The following is a 26,861-nucleotide window of genomic DNA, read 5'->3' on the forward strand; positions in this document are numbered from 1 at the left end:
GCGCTACACCGTCGAATGCAGGGTCAGAGGAGAGAAGGCGGCCCGCGCGCCGGCAGCGGCGCGGCGGTCGCGGCGGCGATGCGCGCCGCGGGGATCGACTGCACCGCCCGTGCGAGCGGCAACGGGGTCGGCAGCGTGAAGCCGACGGTGGGCGGCGGCGCGCCGGTCAGCACGCACAGCGGGCAGTCCATGTGGCTGGGGGCCAGCTCCTGCGCGCCGTCATCGGTCTGCACGATCACCTTGATCGCGCCGGCCGCGGAGCACACGAGTTCCATCGCCTGCGGATGCACCACCGGCGCGGCCACGGCCACGCCCAGCGACAACAGGAACCACGCCAGCACGCAGCGGTGCAGGACGGCGAGGTGGCGCAGGGTGGACATGGGGCGCGATTATGACGGCCTGGCGACCAGCAGCATGCTCTTCCAGAGATAAGGGGCCCGGCCGACGCCGCGGAAGCCGTGTGGCTCGAAGCCGTTGTCCTCGAGCAGCCGCGTCAAGGTCGCGCGGCTGAAGAACTTGATGTGGCCGCCGTGCCAGAGCGGGTCATGGTGGTGGTCCCACTTGTTGGCCACCGCCAGCGCGAGGTTCTTGAGGTAGCCGTGGTAGGGCGTGGTGATGACCAGCGACCCGCCGGGCTTGAGCAGCGGCAACGCATACTGCGGCAGCAGCTGGGGCGAGAACAGATGCTCGATCACCTCGGTCGACACCACGGCGTCGAACTGCCCTTCGGCCTCCACCAGCTTCGCGGGGTCGTCCTGCACGCCGAAGTGGTGGAAGTGGATCTGGGGATGATGCGCCCGCGCGATCTGGACGCCATGGATGTCGTATTCGACACCCACGACCGAGAAGCCCTCGGCCTTCAGCGCCGCACACAGGCTGCCGTTGCCGGAGCCCACGTCGAGCACGCGCTGCGCGCCCATGGATTTGAGGCACTCGATCACTTCCGGCACGAGGTAATCGCACGAGTGCGGCCCGACAGGGGTTTTCCATCCGTAGTCGTCGACAAGGTTCTCTGGCATGGGTGCTCCTGGAAGAAGGACCAAAATTGCAGGGCCGCTGCGCGGCGCAGTCGAACGTTCACTATGGCGCATTCCGCGCATCGCACCAACCCCTGCGAAAACCCTGAGCGGGAAGTGGAATGCCTCCGTGGTGACACATCACCAGCGCTGTGCGGGCCCTCCGGCCGCCGGCATCATCTGATCTGCTCGATCGCCTCGCGCATCGCCTGCGTGATCGCGCGCACCGCCACCGAATCGGGCCGCCCCGCCAGCCGCAAGGCGCGCACCGGCACGGGGATGTGCGGCTCCAGCGCCAGCACGTCGACCTTGCTGCGGTCGGCCGAGCCGGCGGTGCAGCCGTCGACCAGCGCCACGCCGAGCCCGTGGTGCGCCATGGCGAGCGCCGCGTGGTAGGTCTGCACGGTGACCACGGCGCGGTGGAAGCCCACGCCCGCCTGGCGGCAGGCCTGGCTCAGGCTGGTGCCCACCGGGTCGCGCCCGTCGAGGCCGACCACCGGCAGATCGACCAGGTCGTGCAGCGCCACCGACCCGTTGCGCACCAGCGCGCGCGGCAGCATGCCCTTGGGCGCGATGCACACCATGCGGCTGTCGGCCAGCGATTCCTGCAGCAGCGACGGGTGCACGGCCGGGCTGAAGGCGAAGCCCACGTCGGCCTGCTGCGACAGCAAGGCCGACATGATCTGCGGCGAGTGCAGCGACTCGACGATGACGGCCACGCCGGGGTGCTTCTCGCGGAAGGCCTTGAGCGCGCGCGGCAGCACCTCGTAGCTGAGCGCCAGCACCGTGAGGATGCGCAGCTCGCCGGCCGCACCCGACGAGCGCAGGTTGGTCGCGAGCCGCTGCACCTCGTCGAGCTGCGCGAACAGCCGCTCGATGTGCGGGTACAGCGTGAGTGCCTCGGTGGTCGGCGTGAGCCGGCCCTTGGTGCGCGCGAAGAGCGAGAAACCCAGCTGCAGCTCCGCATGCTGGAGCGTGCGGCTCACGGCCGGCTGCGTGATGTTGATGAGCCGTGCCGCCGCGCTCACGCTGCCGGTGAGCATGATGGCGTTGAAGACTTCGATGTGGCGCAGGCGCATGGATGGGTTCAGCTCCCCTCGGTCTGGCCGGGTGTGGCAGGCGACGGGCAGCCCCGGCATTCTTCCATGCATGCCGGCATGGCTGCGATCAGCGCATCGACCGCGCAGCGCGTCTTCGCAGGCATGTGATGCGACCGTGGCCACAGCACATGGATGGGCATGGGTGCTGCGCGGTGGTCGGCCAGTACACGCTCCAGCTGCCCGGACTGCACATAGCGCGCCAGCAGCCAGTTCGGCAGCCAGGCCACGCCCGCACCGGCGATGGCCGCGTCGGCCACGGCCTGCAGGTCGTCCAGCCGCGCACGCCATGGCAGTTGCACCGTCTGCAGATGCCCTTGCGGATCGCGCAGCGCCCACCCTTGCGAGCGGCCAGGGCCGCAGTAGTCGATGCCCCGGTGCTGCGCGAGCGCGGCCACATCGGCAGGCCGGCCGAAACGTGCCAGATAGGCCGGCGCCGCCGCCAGCACGATGGTCTGCTCGCCCAGGCGGCGGGCCACCAGCCGATCGCTGTCGGGCAGTTCGCCGATGCGCACGGCGAGGTCGTAGCCGTCCTGCAGCAGGTCCACCGTGCGGTCACTGATGGAGACGTCCACCTGCAGTTGCGGGTAGCGGTCGATCAGGCCCAGCAGCGCCGGCGCTGCATGGTGGTGGCCGAAGGCCAGTGGCACGCTGGCGCGCAATCGGCCGCGGGGCTCGCGCCGGCCGCTTTCGAGCCCGGATTCCGCCGTCTCCAGTTCCGAGCGCGCGCGCAGGCAGTGTTCGTAGTAGGCCTGCCCTTCCTCGGTCAGGCTCTGGCTGCGGGTGGTGCGCTGGAGCAGGCGCACGCCCAGCCGCGCCTCGAGCCGCGCGAGCGCCTTTCCGACCGCCGAGCGCGTGAGGTTCAGCCGCTCGGCGGCGAGCGTGAGGCTGCCGCTTTCCACCACCTGGAGAAAGGTCTGGATGCCATCGAAACGGTCGGTGACCACCTTGGATTGCGCCTTCATTTTCCCGAATCCATCGAACGGATGTCTTCAATAAGGAATCATTTTCCCACCAAGATGGGCGCATGACCTTGCCTCCCCCCCAACCACGCGTGGCCGCCGCCGCGCCCGCCACCACCCGCCGGGATACCGGCGCCCTGGTCGCCCTCTGCCTCGTCGCGCTCATGTTCGGGCTCGAAATCTCCAGCGTGCCGGTGATCCTGCCCGCGCTGGAGCAGCGTCTGCACGCCGACTTCCAGGATGCCCAATGGATCATGAACGCCTACACCCTGGCCTGCACCTCGGTGCTGATGGCCGCCGGCACACTGGCCGACCGGTATGGCCGGCGCCGCGTGCTGGTGGCGAGCTTGTGGCTCTTCGGCGTGGCGTCGCTGGCCTGCGGCTGGGCGTCCAGTGCGCCGATGCTGATCGCAGCGCGCTTCGCGCAGGGAGTGGGTGCCGGCGCCATGATGATCTGCCAGTTCGCCATCCTCTCCCAGCAGTTCCGCGAACCCGCCGCGCGCTCGCGGGCCTTCGCCCTGTGGGGCGTGGTCGCCGGCATCGGACTCGGCTTCGGCCCGCTGGTGGGCGCGGCCATCGTGGCCCTGGCCGACTGGCGCTGGGTCTTCCTGGTGCACGCGCCCCTCGCCCTGCTCACGCTGGGCCTGGTCCGCGCCAGCGTGCAGGAGTCGCGAGACCCCGACGCGCACCGGCTCGACGCAATCGGCATGCTCGCGCTCACCCTCGCGGTGTTCGCACTGGTCTACTTCATCACCCTGGGCACGGTGCAGGGCTTCGCCCACCCGCTCGGCCTGGCCTGGCTGGCGGGCGCGGTGCTGAGCTTCGTGCTCTTCATCGTGGCCGAGCGGCGCAGTGCGCACCCCTTGTTCGATTTCTCGGTCTTTCGCATCCACCGCTTCAACGGCGCGTTGATGGGCTCCATCGGCATGAACTTCAGCTTCTGGCCGTTCATGATCTATCTGCCCATCTACTTCCAGGCGGCGCTGGCGTACGACGTGATGCGTGCCGGCTGGGCCCTGCTGGCCTACACGCTGCCCGCCCTGCTGGTGCCGCCGCTGGCCGAACGGCTGGCCCTGCGCCACGGCGTGGAGCGCGTCATCCCGGCAGGCCTTGGCCTGATGGCGGCAGCCTTCCTGCTCATGGCCTGGGGCAACGCACGCGGCAGTGGTACGGCGGTGATCGTCGCCTGCCTGGCTGCCGGGGTCGGCCTAGGGCTGACGAACTCGCCCGTCACCAACACCACCACCGGCTCGGTGACGGCCGCGCGTGCCGGCATGGCTTCGGGCATCGACTTCAGCGCACGGCTGATCACGCTGGCCGTCAACATCGCGCTGATGGGCTTCGTGCTGGTGAGCGGCATCGCGCGCCACCTGGGCGAATCCGGGCTGCGCATCGAGCCTGCACGGTTGGCGCTCCTGGCGCAGGACGTCGCGGCAGGCCGGCTGAACATCCTGGCGGGAGCGGCCGGCCTGGGACAGGCGGCCCTGCGCCAGGGCTTCGGCGACACGATGCGCTACGCCGGCATCGGCGTCGGGCTGCTGGCGCTGGCGAGCCACGCCTTTTTCAGGCGCAGCCGGCGTGCGCCCGCTGCGGTTGCGCTTCCGCCGCCGGCCTGCGCCGAGTGAAGGCCCGGCAAAGACTCAGTGCGCCTGGTCCCAGTTGGGCCCGACACCGAGCTCGGCCAGCAGCGGCACCTTGAGCTCGGCCACACCGGCCATCAGCTTCGGGATCTCGCTGCGCACCCATTCGACCTCGGTCTCGGGCACCTCGAACACCAGTTCGTCGTGCACCTGCATGATCATCTTGGTGGCGCGCTGCTCCACGTCGAGCACGTCCTGCACCTTGACCATGCTCAGCTTGATCAGGTCGGCCGCCGTGCCCTGCATCGGCGCGTTGATGGCCGCGCGCTCGGCGCCGCCGCGGCGCGGGCCGTTGGGCGAGTTGATCTCGGGCAGGTACAGGCGCCGGCCGAACACGGTCTCGACGTAGCCCTTTTCCTTGGCGCTGGCGCGGGTCTCGTCCATGTAGGCCTTCACGCCCGGGTAGCGCGCGAAGTAGCGGTCGATGTACGACGCAGCGGCCTTGGTCTCGATGCCCAGGTTCTTGGCCAGGCCGAAGCTGCTCATGCCGTAGATCAGGCCGAAGTTGATGACCTTGGCGTAGCGGCGCTGCTCGCTCGACACCTGGTCCACCTCGACGCCGAACACCTCGGCCGCCGTCGCGCGGTGCACGTCGAGCCCTTCGGTGAAGGCCCGCAGCAGCGATTCGTCGCCGCTGATGTGCGCCATGATGCGCAGCTCGATCTGCGAGTAGTCGGCGCTGGCGATCACGCTGCCCGGCGGCGCCACGAAGGCCTCGCGCACCCGCCGGCCTTCGGCGGTGCGGATCGGGATGTTCTGCAGGTTCGGGTCGTTGCTGCTGAGCCGGCCGGTGACGGCCACCGCCTGCGCGTAATGCGTGTGCACGCGCCCGGTCCGCGGGTTGGCCAGCTGGCCCAGCTTGTCGGTGTAGGTGCCCTTGAGCTTCGACAGGCTGCGGTGTTCCAGCAGCTTGGCCGGCAGCGGGAAGTCGTCGGCCAGCTTCTCCAGCACCTCTTCGTCGGTGCTGGGCGCGCCGCTGGGCGTCTTCTTGACGACGGGCAGGCCCAGCTTGGTGAAGAGGATCTCGCCGATCTGCTTGGGGCTGCCCAGGTTGAAGGGCTGGCCGGCGAGTTCGTAGGCCTCCTGCTCCAGCTGCATGATGCGGGTGCCGAGTGCGTGGCTCTGCGCGGCCAGCGTGGGCGCGTCGATCAGCACACCGTTGCGCTCGATGCGGTAGAGCGCCTCGCTGCTGGCCATCTCCAGTTCGTAGACGAAGCGCAGCTTCCCGTCGGCCTCCAGCTGGGGCCACAGCACGCGGTGCACGTCGAGCGTCTGGTCGCTGTCCTCGCAGGAATACTCCGCCGCCTTGTCGATCGCGACCTGGCTGAACGAGATCTGCTTGGCGCCCTTGCCGCAGAGGTCTTCGTAGTCGATGCCGCTGCGGCCCAGGTGGCGCTCGGCCAGGCTGGCCAGGCCGTGCGGCCGGTGCACTTCGAGCACGTAGCTCTGCAGCATGGTGTCGTGGGCGTAGCCCTGCACCTCGATGCCGTGGTTGGCGAGCACGTGCCGGTCGTACTTGACGTGCTGGCCGAGTTTCTTCTTCGCACCGTTCTCCAGCCAGGGCTTGAGGCGCGCGAGCACCTCGTCGCGCGGCAGCTGCTCGGGCGCATCGGGGTAGTTGTGCGCGACCGGGATGTAGGCCGCCTCGCCCGGCGTCACGCTGAAGCTCAGGCCCACGATCTCGGCGCGCATCTCGTCGAGCGAAGTGGTTTCGGTGTCGATCGCCACCAGGTCGGCGGCCTCGATCTTGGCGAGCCAGGCGTCGAACTGCGCCCAGGTCATCACCGTGTCGTAGGCCAGGTTGCTGGCCTTCTCGGCGGCCTCGTCGCCCAGACTGTCGACAGCAGGTTCATCGAACAGGCCGGGGCCGGCATCACTCGCCGCGCTTTTCTTCTTGCGGTTGTTCTCTTCGATGAGTTCCGGCGGCACCGCGTGGGACTCGAGCGTCTTGACCAGGCTCTTGAAGCCATAGGTCTCGTAGAAGCTCTTGAGCGCATCGACCTGCTGCGGGCCGATGGCGATGCCGTCGAGCGCGGGCAGACCCGCGATGTGCTCGGCCAGGTCGCAGTCGGTACGGATGGTCACCAGCCGGCGCCCCTGCGGCAGCCAGTCGAGCGCCTTGCGCAGGTTCTCGCCGGCCTGGCCCTTGATCTCGTCGGCGTGCGCGACCAGTTCGTCGAGCGAGCCGTACTGCAGCAGCCACTTGGCCGCCGTCTTCGGCCCGACCTTCTCGACGCCCGGCACGTTGTCGACCGTGTCGCCCACCAGCGTCTGGTAGTCGACCATCAGCGACGGCGGCACGCCGAACTCGGCCGTGACGCCGGCCACGTCGCGCTTCTTGCCGTTCATCGTGTCGATGATGGTGATGTGCTCGTCGACCAGCTGGCTCATGTCCTTGTCGCCGCTGGACACGATGACTTCGATGCCCTGCAGCGCGGCGGTCTTGGCCAGCGTGCCGATCACGTCGTCGGCCTCCACCAGCGGCACGTGCAGCACCGGCCAGCCGAGCAGCCGCACCACCTCGTGGATCGGTGGGATCTGGCTGCGCAGGTCGTCGGGCATCGGCGAGCGGTTGGCCTTGTAGGCGGGGTACCAGTCGTCGCGGAAGGTCTTGCCGGGCGCGTCGAACACGCAGGCGGCATAGTCGGCGCGCACCTCGCGGCGCAGCGACTGCATCATGTTGATCATCCCGCGGATGGCGCCGGTGGCGGGGCTGCTCGGGTCGCCGGGCACGGCCCGCAGGTCGGGCATGGCGTGGAAGGCGCGGTAAAGGTAGCTCGAACCATCCACGAGCAGCAGCGTTTTCTTGTCGGTCATCGGGCCATTTTGCCCGCCCGGCGCGGCGGCACGGACACCGCGGCGTACGTGCCTGCAGTACACCCTGTCACGCCCCGCGCCGACAGCGGGAATGCAGGCCGGCACCTACAATTGCGTCATGGCCTCCAACCCGCTCTCCTTCTTCCGCCACGCGCTACTGGCTCTCGTCTGCGCCGTGCCCGTCGTCGCCGTCCAGGCCCAGACCGCCGCGCAGCCCGCGCCCGTTCCGCCTGCCGAGGCAAAGGCCGAAGCCCGGGCCGAGGCGCGACGCAACCAGAAGATCGAGAACATCCACGTCGAGGACGGCGGTGCCGCGGTCGACGAGGTGCGCTATGGCGGCCAGACCCAGAGCATCACGGTGCAGCCCAAGGCCAACGTGCCGTCCTACCAGGTGCTGCCCAATGACGGCGGCCGGGAACGGCAGGGCCAGTCGGAAACAGGCAGCGGTGGCAACGGCCAGCGCGTCTGGAACGTGATGAAGTTCTGAGCCGGGCGTGGCGGTCTACACCGACGTCGGGTTCGACGAAGCGGACGCGCTCGTGCAGCGCCTGGGCCTGGGCGCACTGCGCGAATTCGAAGGCATCCAGGGCGGCATCGAGAACACCAACTACTTTGCGACGACCGACCAGGGCGCCTACGTCCTGACGCTGTTCGAGCGCCTGGGCCGCGAGCAGCTGCCGTATTACCTGTGCCTGATGAAGCACCTGGCGGCACGCGGCATTCCAGTGCCGGCGCCGATCGCCGACCCTGCGGTGACGCCGCCCAAGGTCGTGGGGCTGGAACGGCCCGCCGATGCGCCTTGCGAGCTGGTGCACCTCGTGGCCGGCAAGCCGGCCGCCGTGGTGCAGCGGCTGTCGGGCCGCAGCGAGCTGGCGCCCGGCGCGACGCACTGCGCCGAACTGGGTCGGTGGCTCGCACGCATGCACCTGGCGGGCCGCGACTTCGACCGCGTGCAGCCCAACCTGCGCGGTCTGGCGTGGTGGAACGCCACCGCCCCGGTCGTCCTGCCGCACCTCGACGAATCGCAGGCGGCCCTGCTGCGCGGCGAACTGGCCTACCAGAACCACGTCGCCCAGTCTTCCGCCTACGCGGCCTTGCCGCGTGGCCCGGTGCACGCCGACCTGTTCCGCGACAACGCGATGTTCGACACCACCGCCGATGGCGAACAGCCCCGGCTGAGCGGCGTCTTCGACTTCTACTTCGCCGGTACCGACACCTGGCTGTTCGACCTGGCGGTCTGCCTGAACGACTGGGCGGTCGACCTGCCCACCGGTGCCCACGACCCGCTGCGCGCCGACGCCCTGCTGGCCGCCTACATGGGGGTACGCCCGCTGACCGGCGCCGAGCGCGCGCTGCTGCCCGCCATGCTGCGCGCCGCCGCCCTGCGCTTCTGGATCTCGCGCCTGTGGGACTTCCACCTGCCGCGCGAGGCGAGCATGCTGAAGGCGCACGACCCCACCCATTTCGAGCGGGTGCTGCGCGAACGCGCGCGCCAGCCGCTCGCGGCGCCCTCACCGAGCGCCACCGCCCCACTGGCGGCCTGAACGGATCCCGATGAAACTGAATATCGTCCCGGCACGCACCGGTGTGCTGTGGGTTCGCACCGGCCTGCAGACCTTCGCCAAGCGGCCCCTCGCCTTCGTCTCGCTCTTCTTCTTTTTCATGGCGCTGGTATCGATCGCCTCGCAGGTGCCGCTGATGGGCACCGCGATCGCGCTGATGCTGCTGCCGACCATGACGCTCGGCCTGATGGCTGCCACCGCCGAGGCCGCGCGGGCCGGCGCCGGCGCGAAGCCCCCGGCCGCCGCCGTGTTCCTGGCGGCACTGCAGGCCGCGCGCACCGGCTTCCGGCCGATGCTGGTGCTCGGCGTGCTCTACGCCGTGCTCTTCATGCTCGTGATGGGCATCTCCGCGCTGGCCGATGGCGGACAGTTCGCCAAGGTCTACCTGATGGGCGGCACGGTGAGCCGCGAGATGGCCGAAGCCGGCGACTTCCAGGCGGCGCTTTGGATCGCCATGCTGCTGTACCTGCCGCTGTCGCTCGCCTTCTGGCATGCCCCGGCGCTGGTGCACTGGCACGGCGTGCCGCCGGCCAAGAGCCTGTTCTTCAGCTTCGTCGCCTGCTTCAAGAACTTCGGCGCCCTCTTCGTCTTCGGGCTGGTCTGGGTCGGTGTGTTCATCGGCTCGGGCATCGTGTTGAGCCTGATCGCCACGCTGTTCGCCGCGGTCGCCGGCGAAGGTGCAGGCGCCGCGGCCGGGGCGTTGATGCTCGGGGGCGCGATGGTGATGGCGGCGATGTTCTTCACCAGCACCTGGTTCACCTTCCGGGATTCGTTCCTGGACTGACGTCCGGCGCCGTCGTCAAACCGGCGTGAGTTTGGCAACCGACAGCGCCAGCCACTTCACGCCGTGGCGCGGGAAGTTGATCTGTGCACGCGCATCGTCGCCGGTGCCTTCCAGCGCCACCACGGTGCCTTCGCCGAACTTGTTGTGGAACACCTGCATGCCCGAGCGCAGGCCGTGTGAAGGCGCGGCCTTCTGCGGCGGCACGGGCGGGCTTGCGAACGACTCCTTGCCGAAGCCACCACCGCCATAGCTGCTGCCGCCACCGGCACCGCGCGAGGTCGCATAGCCGCCGCCATAACCGAAGGCCGAGGGCGCGAAGCCCTGGTTCTTCGGCGTCAGCCACTTGAGCGCGCCTTCGGGCAGCTCGTCGTAGAAGCGGCTCTTGAGGTTGTAGCGGGTCTGGCCGTGCAGCATGCGCGTCTGCGAATGGCTCATGTACAGGCGCTGGCGGGCGCGCGTGATGGCGACGTACATCAGGCGGCGTTCTTCCTCGAGCCCGTCGAAGTCGCTCATCGAGTTCTCGTGCGGGAACAGGCCCTCTTCCATGCCGGTGATGAACACGCAGTCGAACTCCAGGCCCTTGGCCGCATGCACTGTCATCAGCTGCACGGCGTCCTGCCCGGCCTGGGCCTGGTTGTCGCCGGACTCGAGCGCGGCGTGGGTCAGGAAGGCGGCGAGCGGGCTCAGCGTCTCGCCGGTTTCGGCGTCGGGCGCGAGCGGCTCGATCGCCTCGTCCAGCACCGGTCGGTTCGGGTCCAGGCCCTGGCTCGCCGGCGACTGCCGCAGCTCGTCCACCGGCAGCGCCACCGCATCGCGGCCGAAGCCTTCCTGCGTGACGAAGCTCTCGGCCGCGTTCACCAGTTCTTCCAGGTTCTCGATGCGGTCGGCGCCTTCGCGGTCGGCCTTGTAGTGCTCGACGAGCCCGCTGTGATCCAGCACCAGCTCGATGATCTCGCGCAGCGAGATGCCGACCGTCTGCTCGCGCAGCACGTCGATCTTGGCGACGAAGGCCGACAGGTTGGCGCCGGCCTTGCCGCCGACGGCGCTCACGGCGTCGTGCAATGAATGGCCGGCGGCACGGGCCGCGTCCTGCAGCAGCTCGATGCTGCGCGCGCCGATGCCGCGAGGCGGGAAGTTGACGATGCGCAGGAAGCTGGTGTCGTCGTCCTTGTTCTCGAGCAGACGCAGGTAGGCCAGCGCATGCTTGATCTCGGCGCGCTCGAAGAAGCGCAGGCCGCCGTACACGCGGTACGGCACGGCGGCGTTGAACAACGCCGTCTCGATCACCCGGCTCTGCGCATTGCTGCGGTAGAGCACGGCCATCTCCTTGCGCTCGATGCCGTCGCGTGCAAGCTGGCGCATCTCCTCGACCATCCATTGCGCCTCGGCGAAGTCGCTGGTGGCCTCGTACACACGCACCGGTTCGCCGGGGCCCTGTTCCGTGCGCAGGTTCTTGCCCAGGCGCTTGGTGTTGTGGCCGATCAGCGCATTGGCCGAGTCGAGGATGTTGCTGAAGCTGCGGTAGTTCTGCTCGAGCTTGATCTGGTGCTGCACGTCGAACTCGCGCACGAAGTCGGCCATGTTGCCCACGCGTGCACCGCGGAAGGCGTAGATGCTCTGGTCGTCGTCGCCCACCGCGATGACGCTGCTGTCGCCCGGCACGAAGCGGCCGTCGACCGTCTGGCCCGACAGCATCTTGATCCAGGCGTACTGCAGGCGGTTGGTGTCCTGGAACTCGTCGATCAGGATGTGGCGGAAGCGCCGCTGGTAGTGCTCGCGGACCGGGTCGTTGTCGCGCAGCAGCTCGTAGCTGCGCAGCATCAGTTCGCCGAAGTCGACCACGCCTTCGCGCTGGCACTGCTCTTCGTAGAGCTGGTAGATCTCGACCTTCTTGCGGTCGTCTTCGCTGCGCACCTCGACATCGCGCGGACGCAGCCCGTCTTCCTTGGCGCCGGCAATGAACCACTGCGTCTGCTTGGCCGGAAAACGCTCGTCGTCGACGTTGAACTGCTTCATCAGCCGCTTGATGGCCGAGAGCTGGTCCTGCGTGTCGAGGATCTGGAAGGTCGACGGCAGGTTGGCCAATTTCCAGTGCGCGCGCAGGAAGCGGTTGCACAGGCCGTGGAAGGTGCCGATCCACATGCCGCGCACATTGACCGGCAGCATCGCGGTCAGCCGCGTCATCATCTCCTTCGCCGCCTTGTTAGTGAAGGTCACGGCGAGGATGCCGCCAGGCGACACCTGGCCGGTCTGCATCAGCCAGGCGATGCGGGTGGTGAGCACCCGCGTCTTGCCGGAGCCGGCCCCGGCGAGGATCAGCGCGTTGCCGGCAGGCAGCGTGACCGCCGCGAGCTGCTCGGGGTTGAGGTTGGCGAGCAGGGGCGAAGCGGCCGCTGGGAAAGAGGGGGCGCCGGCGGAGGCGTCGTGCGAGCCGAAAAGGGACATCCCGGCATTGTAGGAACCCGGGGTGCGCGCGGCGCCCTCGCTGCTTATTTCACCAGCTTCAGCGTGCCCTTCATGATCGCCGAGTGGCCGGGGAAGGAACAGAAGTAGGTGTAGCTCTCGGCCGCGCCGAGCTTGGCCACCGCAAAGGTCACACTGTCGCTTTCGCCACCGCCGACGATTTTGGTGTGGGCCACGACGCGCGCGTCGCCAGCCTTCACATAGTTCTGCGGCAGGCCGGCCGCGATGCCGTCGGTTGCGACGGCCTGCACGTCGGCCGTCTTCGCCAGCACCCAGTTGTGGCCCATGGCCTGCTTCGGCAGCTTGCCGGCGTGCTTGAGCTTGACGGTGAAGTCCTTGCACGTCTTGCTCACCTCGAGGGTGGCCTTGTTGAACTGCATGGCGTCGTTGCCTTCGATTTCGACGGTGCAGTCGGCGGCGAAGACGGAAGACGAGGCAAGTGCCAGAACGGCGATGGCGGCGAGACGATGGCGAAGCATGGGAAGGGACTCCAGGAATGACGGCCGCGGCACCGGAGTGCGCCGCGGTGCACGCATTGTCGAGCGCAGCCACCGGCAAACACTGACCTGCATCAAGCCGGCTGCAACGCGCCGTCGCCCCGTGCCGATGCCGCGGAACTCTTGCCCTACATCAAGGACGCGGAACGCGCGCCTGCCGACACTGACTCCCGGCTGCCGACCCCGTGTGTCGGCCACAACTGGAGTCCTAGACCATGAAGAAGAACCTCGCCCGCGCCCTCGTTGCCGCTACCCTGCTCGGCACGCTGTGCGCCGTTCCTGCGCTGGCGCAGGAAGCCCAGGGCAACTGGCTGGTGCGTGCCCGTGCCGTGCGCCTCGACCCTGCCAACAAGTCGGACGCCATCGGCGCACTGGCCGTGCCGGAGGATGCGATCACGATCAACAAGAAGACGATTCCCGAAGTCGACATCACCTACTTCTTCACACCGAACATCGCGGCGGAGCTGGTGCTGACCGTGCCGCAGAAGCAGCGCGTGACCATCGAGCAAAGCGCGCTCGGCGGCCCAGTGGACATCGGCACCTTCAAGCACCTGCCGCCGACGCTGACGCTGCAGTACCACTTCCTGCCCGAGGGCACGTTCCGCCCCTATGTCGGTGCCGGCTTCAACTACACGCGCATCAGCTCGACCAACCTCAACGTGCCGACCGTCGGCCGGCTGGACCTGGACCACAACAGCTTCGGCTTGGCCGTGGGCGCCGGTTTCGACATCAAGGTCGCCAAGAACGTGTTCCTGAACTTCGACGTGAAGAAGGTGCAGATCCGCACCGACGTGAGCCTGAACGGCAACAAGCTGTCGACGGTCAAGGTCGACCCGCTGCTGATCGGCGTGGGCATCGGCTACCGCTTCTAGAAATTGGCCCCCCCCCGAAGCGGCGCACTGCGTGTCGCCGCCGCCCCCTCGAGGGGGCGATACCAGCGGCCTGGCAAAGCCACTTCCGCGGTATCCCTGGCCTCCGCCGCACCGGTTCGTCAATGTGGTTTCGCGCCCACGTAGGGGAGAACCGAGAGCGGAGATCATCGCTGCGAATAAGGTCTATACGAAAGTCACGTCGCACGCGAACCGGCACCTGCCTAGAATCGGTCACCGGGCCCAAGTTTCTTGTCGCCCGGTTTTTTTGCGTCTGCAGGGCGCGAATCGACCGGGCCGGGACCAAGCGCCCACGCCGCCGGAAATCGTTCCGCGGTGCACCTTCACAGGAGCTTGGTTTCTCATGCAGATCTTCGACTACGACAACATCCTGCTGCTGCCGCGCAAATGCCGCGTGGAAAGCCGTTCGGAATGCGACGCGAGCGTCACACTCGGCGGCCGCAGCTTCCGCATCCCGGTCGTGCCGGCCAACATGAAGACGGTGGTCGACGAGCGCATCAGCCTCTGGCTGGCGCAGCACGGCTATTTCTATGTGATGCACCGCTTCGACCTCGACAACGTCAAGTTCGTGAAGCACATGCACGCCAAGGGCACCTTCGCCTCGATCTCGCTGGGGGTGAAGCAGGCGGACTACGATACGGTCGACCAGTTGGCCGCGGCCGGCCTCGTGCCGGAATACATCACGATCGACATCGCGCACGGCCATGCCGACACGGTGAAGAACATGATCGCCTACCTCAAGGACAAGCTGCCTAAGAGCTTCGTGATCGCGGGCAATGTGGGTACGCCCGAGGCCGTCATCGACCTGGAGAACTGGGGCGCCGACGCGACCAAAGTCGGCATCGGCCCGGGCAAGGTCTGCATCACCAAGCTCAAGACCGGGTTCGGCACGGGTGGCTGGCAGCTGAGCGCGCTCAAGTGGTGTGCGCGGGTGGCGACCAAGCCCATCATTGCCGACGGCGGCATCCGCGACCATGGCGACATCGCCAAGAGCATCCGCTTCGGCGCGTCGATGGTGATGATCGGTTCGCTGTTCGCGGGCCATGAAGAGTCGCCCGGCAAGACGGTCGAGGTCGACGGCGTGCTCTTCAAGGAGTACTACGGCTCGGCCAGCGACTTCAACAAGGGCGAGTACAAGCATGTCGAAGGCAAGCGCATCCTCGAGCCGATCAAAGGCAAGCTGGCCGACACGCTGATCGAGATGGAGCAGGACGTGCAGAGCTCCATCAGCTATGCCGGCGGCAAGGCGCTGATGGACATCCGCAAGGTCAACTACGTCACGCTCGGCGGCGCCAACGAAGGCGAACACCTGCTGATGTAGCGCCTGCTCACCGCCGCGTCAGGCGTCCAGCAGGTCGACGGCGTGGTGGTGCAGCGCATGGGCCGGGTCGGCCAGCGCCTCGACGATGCTGAAGTGGTTGAGGCCCGGCAGCAGTTCGCAGACCGGCACGGTCTTCGTGCCCCATGCCTTGCGGATCACGGCGTTCTGGGCATGGAAGGCTTCGCTCTCGTCGGCACCGGCCACGGTGTAGAGCGTGCCGCGTTTCGGTGCCGGCCACAGCGCCGGGCTCGCACGTCGCGCATCCTCCTCGGTCAGCCGCAGCGAATCGGCCAGGAAAGGCACATGCCGAATCTCCCGCAGGTCGTGCAGGCCCGAGATCGACAGCGCATTGCGCACCAGCCCGGCGGGCAGATCCGGCGCCACCGCCTGCCAGTCGCAGGCCAGCAGCATCGCCGCCAGATGCCCCCCCGCCGAGTGACCGGCCACGGTGATGCGCGAAGGATCACCGCCATAGGCGGCGACATGGCGCCACGTCCAGGCCAGGGCCTGCACCATCTGCAGCGCGATCGCCGGGATCGTCACTGGCGCGGCCTCGGTGCCGGGGCACAGCGCGTAGTTGGGCAGCACCACGCAGGCGCCGCGTTGGACGAAGGGCGGCGCCACGAAGGAATGGTCGCTCTTGTCGAGCGAGCGCCACCAGCCGCCATGGATGAAGAAGAGCACCGGCGCGTCGGACGAGGCACCGGGGAAGATGTCGAGCGTCTCGCCGGGTGCATCGCCATAGCGGACGTCGAGCACGCCGGGCATGGCGGCGCGGGCCTGCCCCGACTCGCGCGTCCAGCGCGCAAGGTGCTCGCCGCTTTCAGGCACGCGAGCGCGATTGTTGTACATGCGCTCGAGCCAAGCGGGGTCATAGGTCGTCATGAATTCGAACTCCTTCAGCGTCGAGGATAGCGCCGCGCCCTTCAACGTTCAGCGCCTCGCAGCCCTCGAGGGATCTGGTTAGAATTCGCCCTGCGTTGGGGGGGTAGCTCAGCTGGGAGAGCGCCGCGTTCGCAATGCGGAGGTCGTGAGTTCGATCCTCATCCTCTCCACCAACTCGATCCCAAAAGCCTCGGCGTCCGCGCCGAGGCTTTTTTCGTGGCGCGCCGCCCTCAAGCGTCGAGGGCGAGATGCTGGCCGTGCAGCGCCTGGGCGGCAGGCGATGCCAGGAAGGCCACCGTCTGCGCCGCGACATCGGTCGACACCCACTCCGCCGGGTTGGCGTCGGGCATGGCTTGTCGGTTGGCGGGCGTGTCGAGCACGCTGGGCGCGATGCTGTTGACCCGGACGCCATGCGGCGACAGCTCGGCCGCCATCGCCTCGACCAGGCGCTGCAGCGCACTCTTGGACGCGATGTACGCGGACATCGAGGCCAACCCGTGCCCCGCGATCTTGGCCGTGACGGCGATCACGCTGCCGGCCTTGCGCTCGACCATCGACGGCACGAAAGCCTGCGCCACGGCGACGAAGGACCAGGCATTGAGGTTCATCATGCGGTCCCAACTGGCGCGGTCGAGCGTGTGCACGGATGCGCCCATCTCGAAACCGCCTGCCACGTGCACGACGGTGTCGACATGCTGGAAGGCCTGAAGGATCTGCCCGGCGGCGGCCCGCATGCCCGCGTCGGACGTCACATCCGCCGCGATCAGCAGATGGCGCGAGTTGTCGAGCCCCGGAAAGGCATCGGCCAGTTGGCGCTCGCTGTGACCGATGAGCGCCAGCCGGGCGCCGTCGCTCATGAAACGCTGAACCACGGCACGCCCGAGCGCGCCGGCGGCGCCGGTGATCACAACGTGCGGCGGTTCGGAGGCGGAAGGAACAAAGGTGGCCATTGTTGGATTTTTGACAGAGGGGAGCCGCGCATCCTACGACAGCCCGATTTCTATGGCTATAATCGCAGTCTTGCCTGATGACAGCGATGTCGATGTCAGTCAGGGGCTCTTAGCTCAGTTGGTAGAGCAGCGGACTCTTAATCCGTAGGTCGAGTGTTCGAGTCACTCAGGGCCCACCAACATACCGATAAGAATCAAGCACTTAGGCCGCAAGCCTAGGTGCTTTTTTCTTTGCAGGGCTCTGAGACGGATTTGTGCCATGAATGGCACGGCCTCCATGCCGCAATCCGCTCGATCGCTCCGCATGGGCGCCAGATGATTCGTGGCAAGGTGGGCGTAACGCCTCACCGCCCCCGCACGCGCCCAGCCTCCATCCCCGCAAGACGCGTACAAGGGCGTGCCGCCCTGCACGTACCAGCAATCAATTGGCTGCTCAGCCCGCCTCGCACTCGTCGATAAAGTTCTCGAGCAGCTTCTTGAGCTGGCTGGTCTTGCGCGGCCCGAGTGCTTCCTCGATCACGCTGTGGTGCGCGTCGACGCTCTTCTTGAGCCGCGATACGGTTTCCAGGCCCAGATCGCTGATGTAGACCAGCACCCGTCGGCTGTCGGCGGCATCGGCCGCGCGCAGCACCAAGCCGCGGCTCACCAGCTTGTCGATGTTCTTCGTGAGCGCCGGATGGTTCAGCAGCACGATTTCCGCCAGCTCGCCCATGGAGCGGCCTTGCTCGTCCGCGAGAACCTGCAGGATGCGCCAGTGCTCCTCCGTCACCTCCTCCGCTGCGATGGATTGCGCCAGTCCGATGCGCATGCGTCGGTTGGCGGACGCCAGCAGGTAGGCGAGGTACTGCGAGATGTCTTGCGGAGGGTCTTGCGGGGACATGGTGCGGGGCAACGATCTGCATCGCGTTGTTCTGTCTCGCCAGTTTAGCAACGAACCTTTTCCTTGGAAAGGATTGGCGCGATTTTTGCGACGCTGCTTTTCCCAGCCTCCGTCTTGGTGCATTGCCCGGGAACTTCCGATGTATTCGCCCCTTCGATCGGTCACGCCGCGCGCGCCTGCCGCCTTGCCGGGCAGCGCGTTGCGCCGTCCGTTGTGTTCCGGCCAGGCCGAGCGGCCGCTACTGGCGCGGCAGGAACTGCAGATCGCCCTGTGCGTGCCACTGGGCGGAACGGCCGGCATCTGGGGGCCATCGGCGATGGCTTCGGCCAAGCTGGCCGTGGCCGAACTCAACCGCGAAGCAGGCATCGGCGGACGCTCGTGCCGTCTGCTGACCATCAATGCGTCCGATGATTCGCCCGATATCGAGGCCACCCTGACCGAGTTGGTGCAGGCCGGCGACATCGACGCCATCATCGGCATGCACACCAGCGGTGTGCGCCAGCGCATCCTGCGCGCTATCGGTGGCCAGATTCCTTTCATCTACACGCCGCTCTACGAAGGCGGGGAATCGACGCCCGGTGTCTTCGCCATCGGCGAGACGACCGCGCGCCAGCTGCAGCCTGCGATCCACTGGCTCGGCCAGCGCAAACGCCCACGGCGCTGGTTCGCCATCGGCAACGACTACGTCTGGCCCCATGTCTCGCACCGCATGGCGCGCGGCTACATCAGCGAAGCCGGAGCCGAACTCGTCGGCGAGATGTACGTGCCCTTCGGCACCACCGACTACTCCCAGGCACTCGATGCGCTGCGGCTGAACCGGGCCGACGCGGTGCTGTTGTCGCTGGTCGGCCAGGATGCGATCGACTTCAACCGCGCATTCGGTGCAGCGGGCTTCTCGCGCGCGATGCTGCGGCTGTCCTGCGCGCTCGGAGAGAACGAGCTGCTCGGCATCGGCGGCGACAACGCAGAGGACCTGTACGTGGCCTGCGGCTACTTCGCCACCCTCGATACCGAGGCCAACCTCGCATTCAAGGAGCGGTACCGCGCCCATTTCGGCGAGCGCGCGCCCACGCTCAACACCTTCGGCCAGTCGACCTACGAAGGCATGCATTTCCTGGCGGCCCTGCTCGATCGGGAACAGGGCCAGCGGGCCTACCACGAGCACCTGGGCGGCGCGCCGCTGCGCTACCGCAGCGTTCGCAACGCGGCCTACGAGGGCGACGGCATCACGCGCACGCCCATCTATCTCGCACGCGCCGAAGGCAACGCGTTCCGCGTGATCACGCAGTTCTGAGCCGCTCTGCCAACTCATTTTGTTTTCCTAGGAAAACAAAATACTTGACTTGGAAAATATCGACTCACAGAATCCAGCCATGACGCACTGCCGGACCGGAGGTCTTGCAGGCGCCCCTCAACACAGACAACGGAGTCCGTCATGGCCATCAAGCGCCCCACCCTCGACCAGCTGCAGGAGGTCGCGCTCGACCTCGGCATTCACCTCTCCGATGCCCAGGCAGGCACCTACAACGCCTTGCTGCAGGCGAACTTCGACGCCTACGACCTGATCGATGCCATGCCGGACTACCAGCCTGCGGTGACCTACGCGCGCACGCCCGGCTACCGCCCCGCCGGCGAAGAGAACAAGTACGGCGCCTGGTACGCCAAGACCACGATCAAGGGCAAGCCCGAAGGCAAGCTGGCCGGCAAGACCGTGGTGCTCAAGGACAACGTCTGCCTCGCGGGCGTGCCGATGATGAACGGCGCGTCGACGCTCGAAGGCTATGTGCCGAACGTGGACGCCACGGTCGTCACGCGCCTGCTCGATGCAGGTGCGACGGTGGTCGGCAAGTCGGTCTGCGAATACTTCTGCTTCTCGGGCGGCTCGCACACCAGCGCCTCCGGGCCGGTGCACAACCCGCACCGCATGGGCTACTCGGCCGGCGGATCGTCCTCGGGCAGCGCGGCGCTGGTGGCGGCGGGCGAGGTCGACCTGGCAATCGGCGGCGACCAGGGTGGTTCGATCCGCATGCCGGCCTCCTTCTGCGGCATCTACGGCATGAAGGCCACGCACGGCCTCGTTCCCTACACCGGTGTCATGCCGATCGAACTGACCATCGACCACACGGGGCCGATGACCGGCAACGTCACCGACAACGCGTTGATGCTCGAGGTGCTGGCGGGCCCCGACGGCCTCGACCCGCGCCAGCACGCGGGCCAGACCGCCAAGCCCTACAGCGAACTCATGAAGGAAGGCGTGCGCGGGCTGCGCATCGGCATCGTCAAGGAAGGTTTCGGATGGCCGCAGTCGGATCCGGCGGTCGATGCCAAGGTCCGCAAGGCCGCCGAGGTGTTCACGAAGCTGGGGGCCGTCGTCAGCGAGATCTCCGTGCCGATGCACCGCGTCGGCCCCGCGATCTGGCTGCCGATCGCCGCCGAGGGCGCGACCCAGCAGATGATGAAGGACAACGGGCACGGGTTCAACTGGAAGGGCCTGTACGTCACCAGCATGGTCGACTTCCACGCCGGCTGGAAGCAGCGTGCCGACGAACTCTCCGAGACGCTGAAGCTCACGATGGTGCTGGGCGAGTACTTCATCAAGCACTACCGCGGCCACTACTACGCGAAGGCGCAGAACCTCGGGCGGAAGCTCACGGCCGCCTACGACAGCGTGTTCACCGACTACGACCTGCTGCTCATGCCGACGCTGCCGATCACCGCGTCGCCGATCCCCGCGCCCGGCGCCTCGATCGAGGAAGTGGTCACGCGCGCCTTCGAGGTGTTGCCCAACACCTGCCCGTTCGATGTCACCGGCCATCCGTCCATGAGTATTCCCTGCGGCCTGATCGATGGTCTGCCGGTCGGAATGATGCTCACCGGCCGCAGCTACGACGAAGCCACGATCTACCGCGCCGCCTACGCCTTCGAGCAGGCCGGTGACTGGAAGGCGATCTGACCCGCTCCGCCGACCTGCACACCGCATTCGTTTCCCCGGTCTCTCCCACTTCAGCACAACACATCGGCGGCACGTCCGCCCAACGAGGAGTTAGCTTCATGGATCGTCGTTCCTTCATCCAGTCGTCCGCCGCCGTCCTGGCCGGCGGCACCGTGCCGCTGTTCCCGATGGCCGCGCATGCGGCCGACGAGATCGTGGTCGGCAGCATCATCGACATGTCGGGTGGGCTGGACATCTACGGCAAGCCGATGACGGACTGCATGACGCTCGCGGTGGAGGAGCAGAACGCGGCGGGCGGCCTGCTGGGCAAGAAGATCCGGCTGGCCAACTACGACCCGCAATCGAACATGCAGCTGTATGCGCAGTTCGCGCAGCAGTCGGCGCTGAAGGACAAGTCGACGGTCGTGATGGGCGGCATCACCTCGGCGTCGCGCGAGGTGATCCGTCCGGTGCTCACGCGCAACAAGACGCTCTACTTCTACAACACGCAGTACGAAGGCGGCGTGTGCGACCGCAACACCTTCTGCACCGGCGTCACGCCCGGCCAGACGGTCGCCAAGCTGGTGCCCTATGCGATGAAGAAGTGGGGCAAGAAAGTCTACGTGGTGGCGGCCGACTACAACTACGGCCAGATCACCTCGCAATGGGTGAAGAAGTTCGTGCAGGAGAACGGCGGCTCCGTCGCCTCCATCGACTTCTTCCCACTCGACGTCACCAACTTCGGACCGACGATCTCGAAGATCGAGCAGGCCAAGCCCGACGTGATCATCTCGGCGCTGGTCGGCGGCGCGCACATCTCGTTCTACCGCCAATGGGCGGCCGCAGGCCTGACCAAGAAGATCCCGCTGGCCTCGACCACCTTCGCGGGCGGCAACGAGCACATCGTGCTGTCGGCGGCAGAAACCGACGGCTTCCTGATCTCGTACAACTACTTCCAGAACCTCGACACGCCGCAGAACAAGGCCTTCAAGGACCGCTTCTACAAGCGCTTCGGTGCGGACTATCCGAACATCACCGAGCTGGCGATGGGCACGTACCAGGGCTTCAAGCTGTGGGCCGAGGGCGTGAAGAAGGCGGGCTCCATCGAGCGCGAGAAGATGATCGCGGCGCTCGAGTCGGGCATCAGCATCGAGGGACCGAGCGGCAAGGTGTCGCTGGACCCCGAGACCCACCACTGCGTGCTCAACGTGAGCATCGCCGAAGTGCGCAACAAGCAGCTCAATATCGTCGAGACCTTCCAGCAGCAGCCACCGGTCGACACCAGTGCCGTCTGCAACCTCAAGAAGAATCCGAAGGACAACCAGCAGTACGTCATCAAGGTCTGAGCGCAGGCGCCGACATGGATCTCGCACTCGTCGTTCTCGTCCAGGTGCTCTACGCGGTGGCGAGCCTGGTCATCGTCTCCGCCGGGCTCGCCGTCATCTTCGGGATGATGAAGGTCATCAACCTGGCGCATGGCGAGTTCATGATGCTCGGCGCCTACGCCGTCATCGGCGCGCTCGAGCTGGGGGTCAACCTCTGGATCGCGATCTTCATCGTCGCGCCGATCGCGGTCGGCCTGGTGGGCGTGGTGCTGGAGCGGCTGGTGATCCGGCGCCTGTACGGCCGCATGGTCGACACCATGCTCGCGACCTGGGGGCTGTCGCTGCTGCTCGTCGGCATCGTCACCTCGCTCGCGGGCAACACCACGGCCGGCGTCTCGGCGCCGCTCGGCAGCTTCTCCATCGGGGCCTACTCGGTCAGCGGCTACACGCTGGTGATCATCGCCGTCGCCGTGGCGCTGGCCCTGGCGATCCGCTTCGTGCTCACCCGCACGCAGCTCGGGCTGATCGCGCGTGGCACCATGCAGAAGCCCGACATGGCGAACGCGCTGGGCATCAGTCCGAGCCGGGTGTATTCGGTGACCTTCGCGGTCGGCGCGGCACTCTCCGGCCTGGCGGGCGGGCTGCTCGCACCGCTGACCGGCGTCGTGCCGACGATGGGCGCGGCCTTCGTGGCCAAGGCCTTCATCACCGTAATCGGCGGCGGCCCGGCCATCCTGGCGGGCCTGCTCGGCGCCTCGACGTTGTTCGGCGCCATCAACCAGCTCGCGACCTTCGTGACCACGCCGGTGCTCGGCGAGGTGGCGTTGCTCGTGGCCGCGATCGTGATGCTGCGGCTGCTGCCGCAGGGCATCACCGGACGTTTCTTCAAGGGGTCGCTGTGAATCGTTTTGCCAAGTCCTGGGTGAGTGCGGCCGTCAGTTTGGCCGTCGGCGTCGCGCTGCTCTTCGGCCTGCCCGGCGTGCTGGACGACTACACGCTGATCGAGGTCACGATCTATGCCGTGATGTCGATCCTCGGCGTGAGCCTGGCCTTCATCTGGGGCTTCGGCGGCATCCTGTGCTTCGGCCAGACCGCCTTCTTCGGCCTGGGTGCGTACACCTACGCCATCGGCGTGATGAACACGGGCGACAGCACGGTGCCCTTCCTGCTGGCGATCGTGGTGCCCGCGCTGTTCGCCGCCCTGCTCGGCTACGTGATCTTCTATGGCCGGCTGTCGGACGTATACATGGGCGTGATCACGCTCACCGTCACGCTGATCCTGTTCAACCTGATCAATTCGACCGCCGGGCCGGAGTGGCGCATCGGCAGCGCGCCGCTCGGCGGTTTCAACGGCATCCCGGCGATACCGACGCTCAACTGGCCCGGCCAACAGGACGAGGTGCTGTCGCCGAAGGACCTGTTCTACGTCACCTTCGCCTGCCTGCTGCTGGTCTACCTGGGCCTGCGCGTGCTGATCGCCTCGAAGGTCGGCCGCGTGATCGTCGCGGCCAAGGAGAACGAGCAGCGGGTGCTGCTGCTGGGCTACGACGCACGCGTCTACAAGCTCTTGTGCTTCACGCTGGGGGGCGCCATCGCGGGCCTGGCGGGCTGCCTGTTCGCGAACTGGGGCGCCTTCACCAGCCCGACCATCTTCGGGCTGGCGCAGTCGGCCCAGATCATCATCTGGGTGATCGTCGGCGGCCTGGGCACGCTGATCGGGCCGATCGTCGGCTGTGTGCTGATCCAGTGGCTCACCTCGCAGATCGGCACGCAGCAGGTCTTCAACTCGAACCTGGTGCTCGGCGGCATTCTGGTGGTTTTCGTGCTCCTGGTGCCGCGCGGCATCGTGCCGACGCTCGGCAACCTGATCGACATGGCCTGGCGGATGCTGCGGCCATCGGCCAGAACGGCGAAGCCGGAAAAGTCGGGCATTGCCAAGGTCGAGCCCGACGCAGTGCCCGCGCTGCCGCTCGCCACCAAGGAGCAGGCTTCGTGAGCACGCCACTGATCGAGACCCGCAACCTCAACGTGCGCTTCGGCGGCGTGCACGCCACGCGCGACGTGAATTTCACACTGGCCGAGGCCGAGCTGCGCTGCGTGATCGGCCCGAACGGCGCCGGCAAGAGCACCTTCTTCAAGCTGCTAACCGGGCAGGTCAAGCCGACCTCGGGGCAGATCCTGTTCCGCGGCCAGGACATCTCGAAGATGCAGCCGCACGACCCGGGCCGCCTGGGCATCGGCATCAAGACCCAGGTGCCCAGCCTGTTCAACGGCCTGAGCGTATGGGAGAACGTGTGGCTGTCGGCGCGCCGACTCAACAGCACCGAGCAGGCGAACCACATCACCCGCGAGACGCTCGAGCGCGTGGGCATGTGGGCCTACCGCGACGCGCTGGCCGGGCTGCTGGCGCACGGTATGCGGCAATGGGTGGAGATCGGCGTGGTGATCGCGGCCGACCCGCCACTGATCCTGCTGGACGAACCGGCCGCCGGCATGAGCGACGCCGAGGTGGCGCGCACCGCCGAACTCATCCTGGAGATCAACCGCCAGCACGCGCTGGTGGTGGTGGAACACGACATGAACTTCATCCGCATGATCGCCAAGAAGGTGACGGTGCTGCACCAGGGCGCCGTGATCAAGGAGGACACACCGGACCGCATCATGAGCGACCCGCTGATCCAGCAGATCTACCTCGGCAAGAAGCCGCACTGAAGCCGGAGGAACGCATGCTCGAAGTCAAGGGTCTTCACGCCGGCTACGGGGCCATCCCGGTGCTGCACGATGTATCGCTCACGATCGCCCAGGGCGAGTCGGTCGGCATCCTCGGCCACAACGGCATGGGCAAGACCACGCTGCTGCGCACGCTGGTCGGCGCGTTGCGCGCCACCGCCGGCACGGTACGCTTCAACGACACCGACATCACGCGTTATGCGCCGCATGCGCGCGCCCGGCTCGGCATGGCCTATGTGCCACAGGGCCGCGAGATCTTCCCGACGCTCAGCGCGATGGACAACCTGCGCATGGGCCTGGTGAAGACCGGCGAACGCACCATGGACACCATCGAGGCGCTGCTGGAGGACTTCCCGCGCCTGAAGCCCCTGCTCGAGCGGCCGGGCGGCTCGCTCTCGGGCGGCGAGCAGCAACTGCTCGCGCTGGCACGCGCACTGGCGGGCAAGCCCACCTTGCTGCTGCTGGACGAACCGACCGAAGGCATCCAGCCTTCGATCATCGACGAAATCGCCGAGACGCTGGCCTCGCTGCGCGACCGCATGCAGCTCACGATCGTGCTGGTCGAGCAGAACCTCGAATTCATCGCGGCCGTGTCGCAGCGTGTGCTGGTCATCAAGCGCGGCCAGATCGGCGGCGAGATCCCGCGCGAGCACCTGGGCGACTTCGAAATCATGAGTCAATACACAGGAGTCCATGGATGAGCAACGAGCTGCATTACCTCGAGCTGGTCGACGTCGGCCAGCGCATCCAGCGCAAGGAGCTGTCGCCGGTCGAGGTCGCGCAAGCCCAGCTCGACCGCATCGGCCAGGTCGACGGTGCGCTGCAGAGCTACGTGATCGTGATGGCCGAGCAGGCGCTTGCGGACGCTCGCCGGGCCGAGGCGGAGATCGCGAAGGGCGAGATCCGTGGCCCCTTGCACGGCGTGCCGGTCGCGGTGAAGGACCTGTGCTGGACGAAGGGCGTGGCCACCGCCGCCGGCATGACGCTCTACAAGGACTTCGTGCCGACGGAAGACGGCACGGCGGTGCGCAAGCTGCGCGAAGCCGGCGCCGTGATCCTCGGCAAGCTGCAGCTCACCGAGAGCGCCTACGCCGACCACCACCCCACGGTCACGCCGCCGGTCAATCCGTGGAACGCGGCGCACTGGTCGGGCGCGTCATCCAGCGGCTCGGGTGTCGCAACCGCGGCGGGCCTTTGTTATGGATCGCTCGGCACCGACACCGGCGGCTCGATCCGCTTCCCGTCGTCGGCCAACGGGCTCACGGGCCTGAAGCCGACCTGGGGCCGGGTGAGCCGCTACGGTGCCTTCGAACTGGCCGCCACGCTCGACCACATCGGGCCGATGACGCGCAGCGCGGCCGATGCCGGCGTGATGCTCGGCGCCATCGCCGGTGCCGACCCGAAGGACCCGACCGCGAGTCTCGCGCCCGTGCCCAACTACCTCGCCGACATGCAGCGCGGCCTGCGTGGACTGCGCGTGGGCATCGATGCGCGCTGGAACAGCGAAGGCGTCGACGCGGCGACGCTGAAGGTGATGGAAGGCGCGCTCGCCACCGTGCGTTCGCTCGGCGCCGAGGTGCGCGAAGTGACCTTCCCGGATCCGACGCAGGTCATCGCCGACTGGTTTCCGCTCTGCGGCGTGGAGGCGGCCGTCGTGCACGAATCGACCTATCCCGCACGCAAGGACATGTATGGCCCGGCGCTCGCCGGCCTGCTGGACCTGGGGCGGACGCAGAGCGGCACGGACTACCAGAAGATCGTGCTCAACCGCCTGGCCTTCAGCGGCCGGGTGCGTGCGATGTTCGAGGGCATCGACCTGCTGCTGATGCCTTCGCAGGGCGTGGCGTCGCCGACGCTGGAGCGCATGCTGACCTTCGGCCAGGACGCCGACCTGATGTCCGCCATGCTGCGCTACACCTGCCCGCTGGACATGAGCGGCAGCCCGACGATCACGCTGCCGGGAGGCTTCACCGAGGCCGGCACGCCGGTCGCGTTCCAGTTCGTGTCGCGCCACTTCGAGGAAGAGCTGCTGGTGCGTGCCGGCTGGGCCTTCCAGCAGGCGACCGACTGGCACCAGCGGCATCCGGCGTTGTAAGGCCCACCGCACGAC

Annotated in this window: 24 protein-coding genes and 2 tRNA genes; 16 read left to right on the top strand and 10 right to left on the bottom strand. The window is 67.6% G+C overall.

Annotated elements, in window-relative coordinates; genetic code table 11:
• Window positions 1-23: 23 nt before the first annotated feature.
• The 4 genes from QTH86_RS24315 to QTH86_RS24330 all read right to left on the bottom strand — a co-directional run bounded on the left by QTH86_RS24315 (window position 24) and on the right by QTH86_RS24330 (window position 3,078).
• The gene (locus tag QTH86_RS24315; RefSeq protein WP_286648743.1) at window positions 24-380 is read right to left on the bottom strand and encodes a hypothetical protein; all 357 of its coding nucleotides are present in this window, start codon (window positions 378-380) and stop codon (window positions 24-26) included.
• 9 nt (window positions 381-389) lie between these two features.
• A complete protein-coding gene (locus tag QTH86_RS24320; protein WP_286648744.1) occupies window positions 390-1,019 on the bottom strand; it encodes a class I SAM-dependent methyltransferase in 630 nt (209 codons plus the stop codon).
• A gap of 173 nt (window positions 1,020-1,192) precedes the next feature.
• Entirely contained in the window at window positions 1,193-2,095 is a 903-nt protein-coding gene (locus tag QTH86_RS24325; protein ID WP_286648745.1) for a LysR family transcriptional regulator, read from the bottom strand.
• Window positions 2,096-2,103: 8 nt separating this feature from the next.
• On the bottom strand, window positions 2,104-3,078 hold the full coding sequence (locus QTH86_RS24330; RefSeq protein ID WP_286648746.1) for a LysR family transcriptional regulator: 975 nt from the start codon (window positions 3,076-3,078) through the stop codon (window positions 2,104-2,106).
• 62 nt (window positions 3,079-3,140) lie between these two features.
• On the opposite strand from QTH86_RS24330, the gene QTH86_RS24335 reads away from it, so the two are divergent.
• Window positions 3,141-4,700, top strand: a complete 1,560-nt coding sequence (locus QTH86_RS24335; RefSeq protein ID WP_286648747.1) for an MFS transporter — start codon at window positions 3,141-3,143, stop codon at window positions 4,698-4,700.
• A gap of 15 nt (window positions 4,701-4,715) precedes the next feature.
• Here QTH86_RS24335 and polA read toward each other — a convergent pair whose 3' ends face one another.
• Complete coding sequence (gene polA, locus QTH86_RS24340; RefSeq protein WP_286648748.1) at window positions 4,716-7,532, bottom strand: DNA polymerase I; 2,817 nt, start codon at window positions 7,530-7,532, stop codon at window positions 4,716-4,718.
• Between the two features lie 118 nt (window positions 7,533-7,650).
• On the opposite strand from polA, the gene QTH86_RS24345 reads away from it, so the two are divergent.
• Genes QTH86_RS24345 through QTH86_RS24355 form a run of 3 tightly spaced genes read left to right on the top strand, consistent with a single transcriptional unit; the run spans window position 7,651 to window position 9,878 of the window.
• The gene (locus QTH86_RS24345; protein WP_286648749.1) at window positions 7,651-8,019 is read left to right on the top strand and encodes a hypothetical protein; all 369 of its coding nucleotides are present in this window, start codon (window positions 7,651-7,653) and stop codon (window positions 8,017-8,019) included.
• Between the two features lie 7 nt (window positions 8,020-8,026).
• Window positions 8,027-9,076 (top strand): homoserine kinase, encoded by a 1,050-nt coding sequence (locus QTH86_RS24350; RefSeq protein ID WP_286648750.1) that lies wholly within the window; start codon window positions 8,027-8,029, stop codon window positions 9,074-9,076.
• A gap of 10 nt (window positions 9,077-9,086) precedes the next feature.
• A complete protein-coding gene (locus tag QTH86_RS24355) occupies window positions 9,087-9,878 on the top strand; it encodes a BPSS1780 family membrane protein (protein WP_286648751.1) in 792 nt (263 codons plus the stop codon).
• A 15-nt stretch (window positions 9,879-9,893) separates the two neighbouring features.
• Here QTH86_RS24355 and QTH86_RS24360 read toward each other — a convergent pair whose 3' ends face one another.
• Entirely contained in the window at window positions 9,894-12,323 is a 2,430-nt protein-coding gene (locus QTH86_RS24360) for a UvrD-helicase domain-containing protein (protein ID WP_286648752.1), read from the bottom strand.
• Between the two features lie 44 nt (window positions 12,324-12,367).
• Window positions 12,368-12,820, bottom strand: a complete 453-nt coding sequence (gene azu, locus QTH86_RS24365; RefSeq protein ID WP_286648753.1) for an azurin — start codon at window positions 12,818-12,820, stop codon at window positions 12,368-12,370.
• A 233-nt stretch (window positions 12,821-13,053) separates the two neighbouring features.
• Here azu and QTH86_RS24370 point away from each other — a divergent pair, with 233 nt between their 5' ends.
• Both QTH86_RS24370 and QTH86_RS24375 read left to right on the top strand, forming a co-directional pair.
• Window positions 13,054-13,710 carry an OmpW/AlkL family protein gene (locus QTH86_RS24370; protein WP_286648754.1) on the top strand — a complete coding sequence of 219 codons (657 nt, stop codon included), beginning with the start codon at window positions 13,054-13,056 and terminating at the stop codon, window positions 13,708-13,710.
• Between the two features lie 361 nt (window positions 13,711-14,071).
• On the top strand, window positions 14,072-15,049 hold the full coding sequence (locus QTH86_RS24375; RefSeq protein WP_286648755.1) for a GMP reductase: 978 nt from the start codon (window positions 14,072-14,074) through the stop codon (window positions 15,047-15,049).
• Window positions 15,050-15,067: 18 nt separating this feature from the next.
• Here QTH86_RS24375 and QTH86_RS24380 read toward each other — a convergent pair whose 3' ends face one another.
• Window positions 15,068-15,934, bottom strand: a complete 867-nt coding sequence (locus QTH86_RS24380) for an alpha/beta hydrolase (protein WP_286648756.1) — start codon at window positions 15,932-15,934, stop codon at window positions 15,068-15,070.
• Between the two features lie 97 nt (window positions 15,935-16,031).
• Between QTH86_RS24380 and QTH86_RS24385 the strand changes: the two genes are divergently transcribed.
• Window positions 16,032-16,107 (top strand) — tRNA-Ala (locus QTH86_RS24385).
• 57 nt (window positions 16,108-16,164) lie between these two features.
• Here the strand turns inward: QTH86_RS24385 and QTH86_RS24390 are convergent.
• Complete coding sequence (locus QTH86_RS24390; RefSeq protein WP_286648757.1) at window positions 16,165-16,884, bottom strand: SDR family NAD(P)-dependent oxidoreductase; 720 nt, start codon at window positions 16,882-16,884, stop codon at window positions 16,165-16,167.
• A 103-nt stretch (window positions 16,885-16,987) separates the two neighbouring features.
• Between QTH86_RS24390 and QTH86_RS24395 the strand changes: the two genes are divergently transcribed.
• Window positions 16,988-17,063, top strand: a tRNA-Lys gene (locus QTH86_RS24395).
• A 254-nt stretch (window positions 17,064-17,317) separates the two neighbouring features.
• On the opposite strand, the gene QTH86_RS24400 is transcribed toward QTH86_RS24395, so the two are convergent.
• A complete protein-coding gene (locus tag QTH86_RS24400) occupies window positions 17,318-17,764 on the bottom strand; it encodes a MarR family winged helix-turn-helix transcriptional regulator (RefSeq protein ID WP_286648758.1) in 447 nt (148 codons plus the stop codon).
• A 139-nt stretch (window positions 17,765-17,903) separates the two neighbouring features.
• Here QTH86_RS24400 and QTH86_RS24405 point away from each other — a divergent pair, with 139 nt between their 5' ends.
• The 8 genes from QTH86_RS24405 to QTH86_RS24440 all read left to right on the top strand — a co-directional run bounded on the left by QTH86_RS24405 (window position 17,904) and on the right by QTH86_RS24440 (window position 26,846).
• Window positions 17,904-19,058, top strand: a complete 1,155-nt coding sequence (locus tag QTH86_RS24405) for a substrate-binding domain-containing protein (protein WP_286648759.1) — start codon at window positions 17,904-17,906, stop codon at window positions 19,056-19,058.
• 141 nt (window positions 19,059-19,199) lie between these two features.
• The gene (locus QTH86_RS24410; RefSeq protein ID WP_286648760.1) at window positions 19,200-20,717 is read left to right on the top strand and encodes an amidase; all 1,518 of its coding nucleotides are present in this window, start codon (window positions 19,200-19,202) and stop codon (window positions 20,715-20,717) included.
• Between the two features lie 98 nt (window positions 20,718-20,815).
• Complete coding sequence (locus tag QTH86_RS24415; RefSeq protein WP_286648761.1) at window positions 20,816-22,042, top strand: urea ABC transporter substrate-binding protein; 1,227 nt, start codon at window positions 20,816-20,818, stop codon at window positions 22,040-22,042.
• Window positions 22,043-22,056: 14 nt separating this feature from the next.
• Window positions 22,057-22,923, top strand: a complete 867-nt coding sequence (locus tag QTH86_RS24420; RefSeq protein WP_286648762.1) for a branched-chain amino acid ABC transporter permease — start codon at window positions 22,057-22,059, stop codon at window positions 22,921-22,923.
• Complete coding sequence (locus QTH86_RS24425) at window positions 22,920-24,017, top strand: branched-chain amino acid ABC transporter permease (protein WP_286648763.1); 1,098 nt, start codon at window positions 22,920-22,922, stop codon at window positions 24,015-24,017. Before QTH86_RS24420 ends, QTH86_RS24425 begins: the two co-directional genes overlap by 4 nt.
• The gene (locus QTH86_RS24430; protein ID WP_286648764.1) at window positions 24,014-24,733 is read left to right on the top strand and encodes an ATP-binding cassette domain-containing protein; all 720 of its coding nucleotides are present in this window, start codon (window positions 24,014-24,016) and stop codon (window positions 24,731-24,733) included. Before QTH86_RS24425 ends, QTH86_RS24430 begins: the two co-directional genes overlap by 4 nt.
• 14 nt (window positions 24,734-24,747) lie before the next feature.
• On the top strand, window positions 24,748-25,452 hold the full coding sequence (locus QTH86_RS24435; protein WP_286648765.1) for an ABC transporter ATP-binding protein: 705 nt from the start codon (window positions 24,748-24,750) through the stop codon (window positions 25,450-25,452).
• The gene (locus QTH86_RS24440) at window positions 25,449-26,846 is read left to right on the top strand and encodes an amidase (RefSeq protein WP_286648766.1); all 1,398 of its coding nucleotides are present in this window, start codon (window positions 25,449-25,451) and stop codon (window positions 26,844-26,846) included. Before QTH86_RS24435 ends, QTH86_RS24440 begins: the two co-directional genes overlap by 4 nt.
• Window positions 26,847-26,861: the final 15 nt, after the last annotated feature.

It is taken from the genome of Variovorax sp. J2L1-78 (assembly GCF_030317205.1).
Taxonomy (GTDB): domain Bacteria; phylum Pseudomonadota; class Gammaproteobacteria; order Burkholderiales; family Burkholderiaceae_C; genus Variovorax; species Variovorax arabinosiphilus.

Coding starts and splice junctions, on each gene's coding strand:
- QTH86_RS24315 (WP_286648743.1), bottom strand. CDS start 380: ATGTCCACCCTGCGCCACCTCGCCGTCCTGCACCGCTGCGTGCTGGCG.
- QTH86_RS24320 (WP_286648744.1), bottom strand. CDS start 1,019: ATGCCAGAGAACCTTGTCGACGACTACGGATGGAAAACCCCTGTCGGG.
- QTH86_RS24325 (WP_286648745.1), bottom strand. CDS start 2,095: ATGCGCCTGCGCCACATCGAAGTCTTCAACGCCATCATGCTCACCGGC.
- QTH86_RS24330 (WP_286648746.1), bottom strand. CDS start 3,078: ATGAAGGCGCAATCCAAGGTGGTCACCGACCGTTTCGATGGCATCCAG.
- QTH86_RS24335 (WP_286648747.1), top strand. CDS start 3,141: ATGACCTTGCCTCCCCCCCAACCACGCGTGGCCGCCGCCGCGCCCGCC.
- polA (WP_286648748.1), bottom strand. CDS start 7,532: ATGACCGACAAGAAAACGCTGCTGCTCGTGGATGGTTCGAGCTACCTT.
- QTH86_RS24345 (WP_286648749.1), top strand. CDS start 7,651: ATGGCCTCCAACCCGCTCTCCTTCTTCCGCCACGCGCTACTGGCTCTC.
- QTH86_RS24355 (WP_286648751.1), top strand. CDS start 9,087: ATGAAACTGAATATCGTCCCGGCACGCACCGGTGTGCTGTGGGTTCGC.
- QTH86_RS24360 (WP_286648752.1), bottom strand. CDS start 12,323: ATGTCCCTTTTCGGCTCGCACGACGCCTCCGCCGGCGCCCCCTCTTTC.
- azu (WP_286648753.1), bottom strand. CDS start 12,820: ATGCTTCGCCATCGTCTCGCCGCCATCGCCGTTCTGGCACTTGCCTCG.
- QTH86_RS24370 (WP_286648754.1), top strand. CDS start 13,054: ATGAAGAAGAACCTCGCCCGCGCCCTCGTTGCCGCTACCCTGCTCGGC.
- QTH86_RS24375 (WP_286648755.1), top strand. CDS start 14,072: ATGCAGATCTTCGACTACGACAACATCCTGCTGCTGCCGCGCAAATGC.
- QTH86_RS24380 (WP_286648756.1), bottom strand. CDS start 15,934: ATGACGACCTATGACCCCGCTTGGCTCGAGCGCATGTACAACAATCGC.
- QTH86_RS24390 (WP_286648757.1), bottom strand. CDS start 16,884: ATGGCCACCTTTGTTCCTTCCGCCTCCGAACCGCCGCACGTTGTGATC.
- QTH86_RS24400 (WP_286648758.1), bottom strand. CDS start 17,764: ATGTCCCCGCAAGACCCTCCGCAAGACATCTCGCAGTACCTCGCCTAC.
- QTH86_RS24405 (WP_286648759.1), top strand. CDS start 17,904: ATGTATTCGCCCCTTCGATCGGTCACGCCGCGCGCGCCTGCCGCCTTG.
- QTH86_RS24410 (WP_286648760.1), top strand. CDS start 19,200: ATGGCCATCAAGCGCCCCACCCTCGACCAGCTGCAGGAGGTCGCGCTC.
- QTH86_RS24415 (WP_286648761.1), top strand. CDS start 20,816: ATGGATCGTCGTTCCTTCATCCAGTCGTCCGCCGCCGTCCTGGCCGGC.
- QTH86_RS24420 (WP_286648762.1), top strand. CDS start 22,057: ATGGATCTCGCACTCGTCGTTCTCGTCCAGGTGCTCTACGCGGTGGCG.
- QTH86_RS24435 (WP_286648765.1), top strand. CDS start 24,748: ATGCTCGAAGTCAAGGGTCTTCACGCCGGCTACGGGGCCATCCCGGTG.
- QTH86_RS24440 (WP_286648766.1), top strand. CDS start 25,449: ATGAGCAACGAGCTGCATTACCTCGAGCTGGTCGACGTCGGCCAGCGC.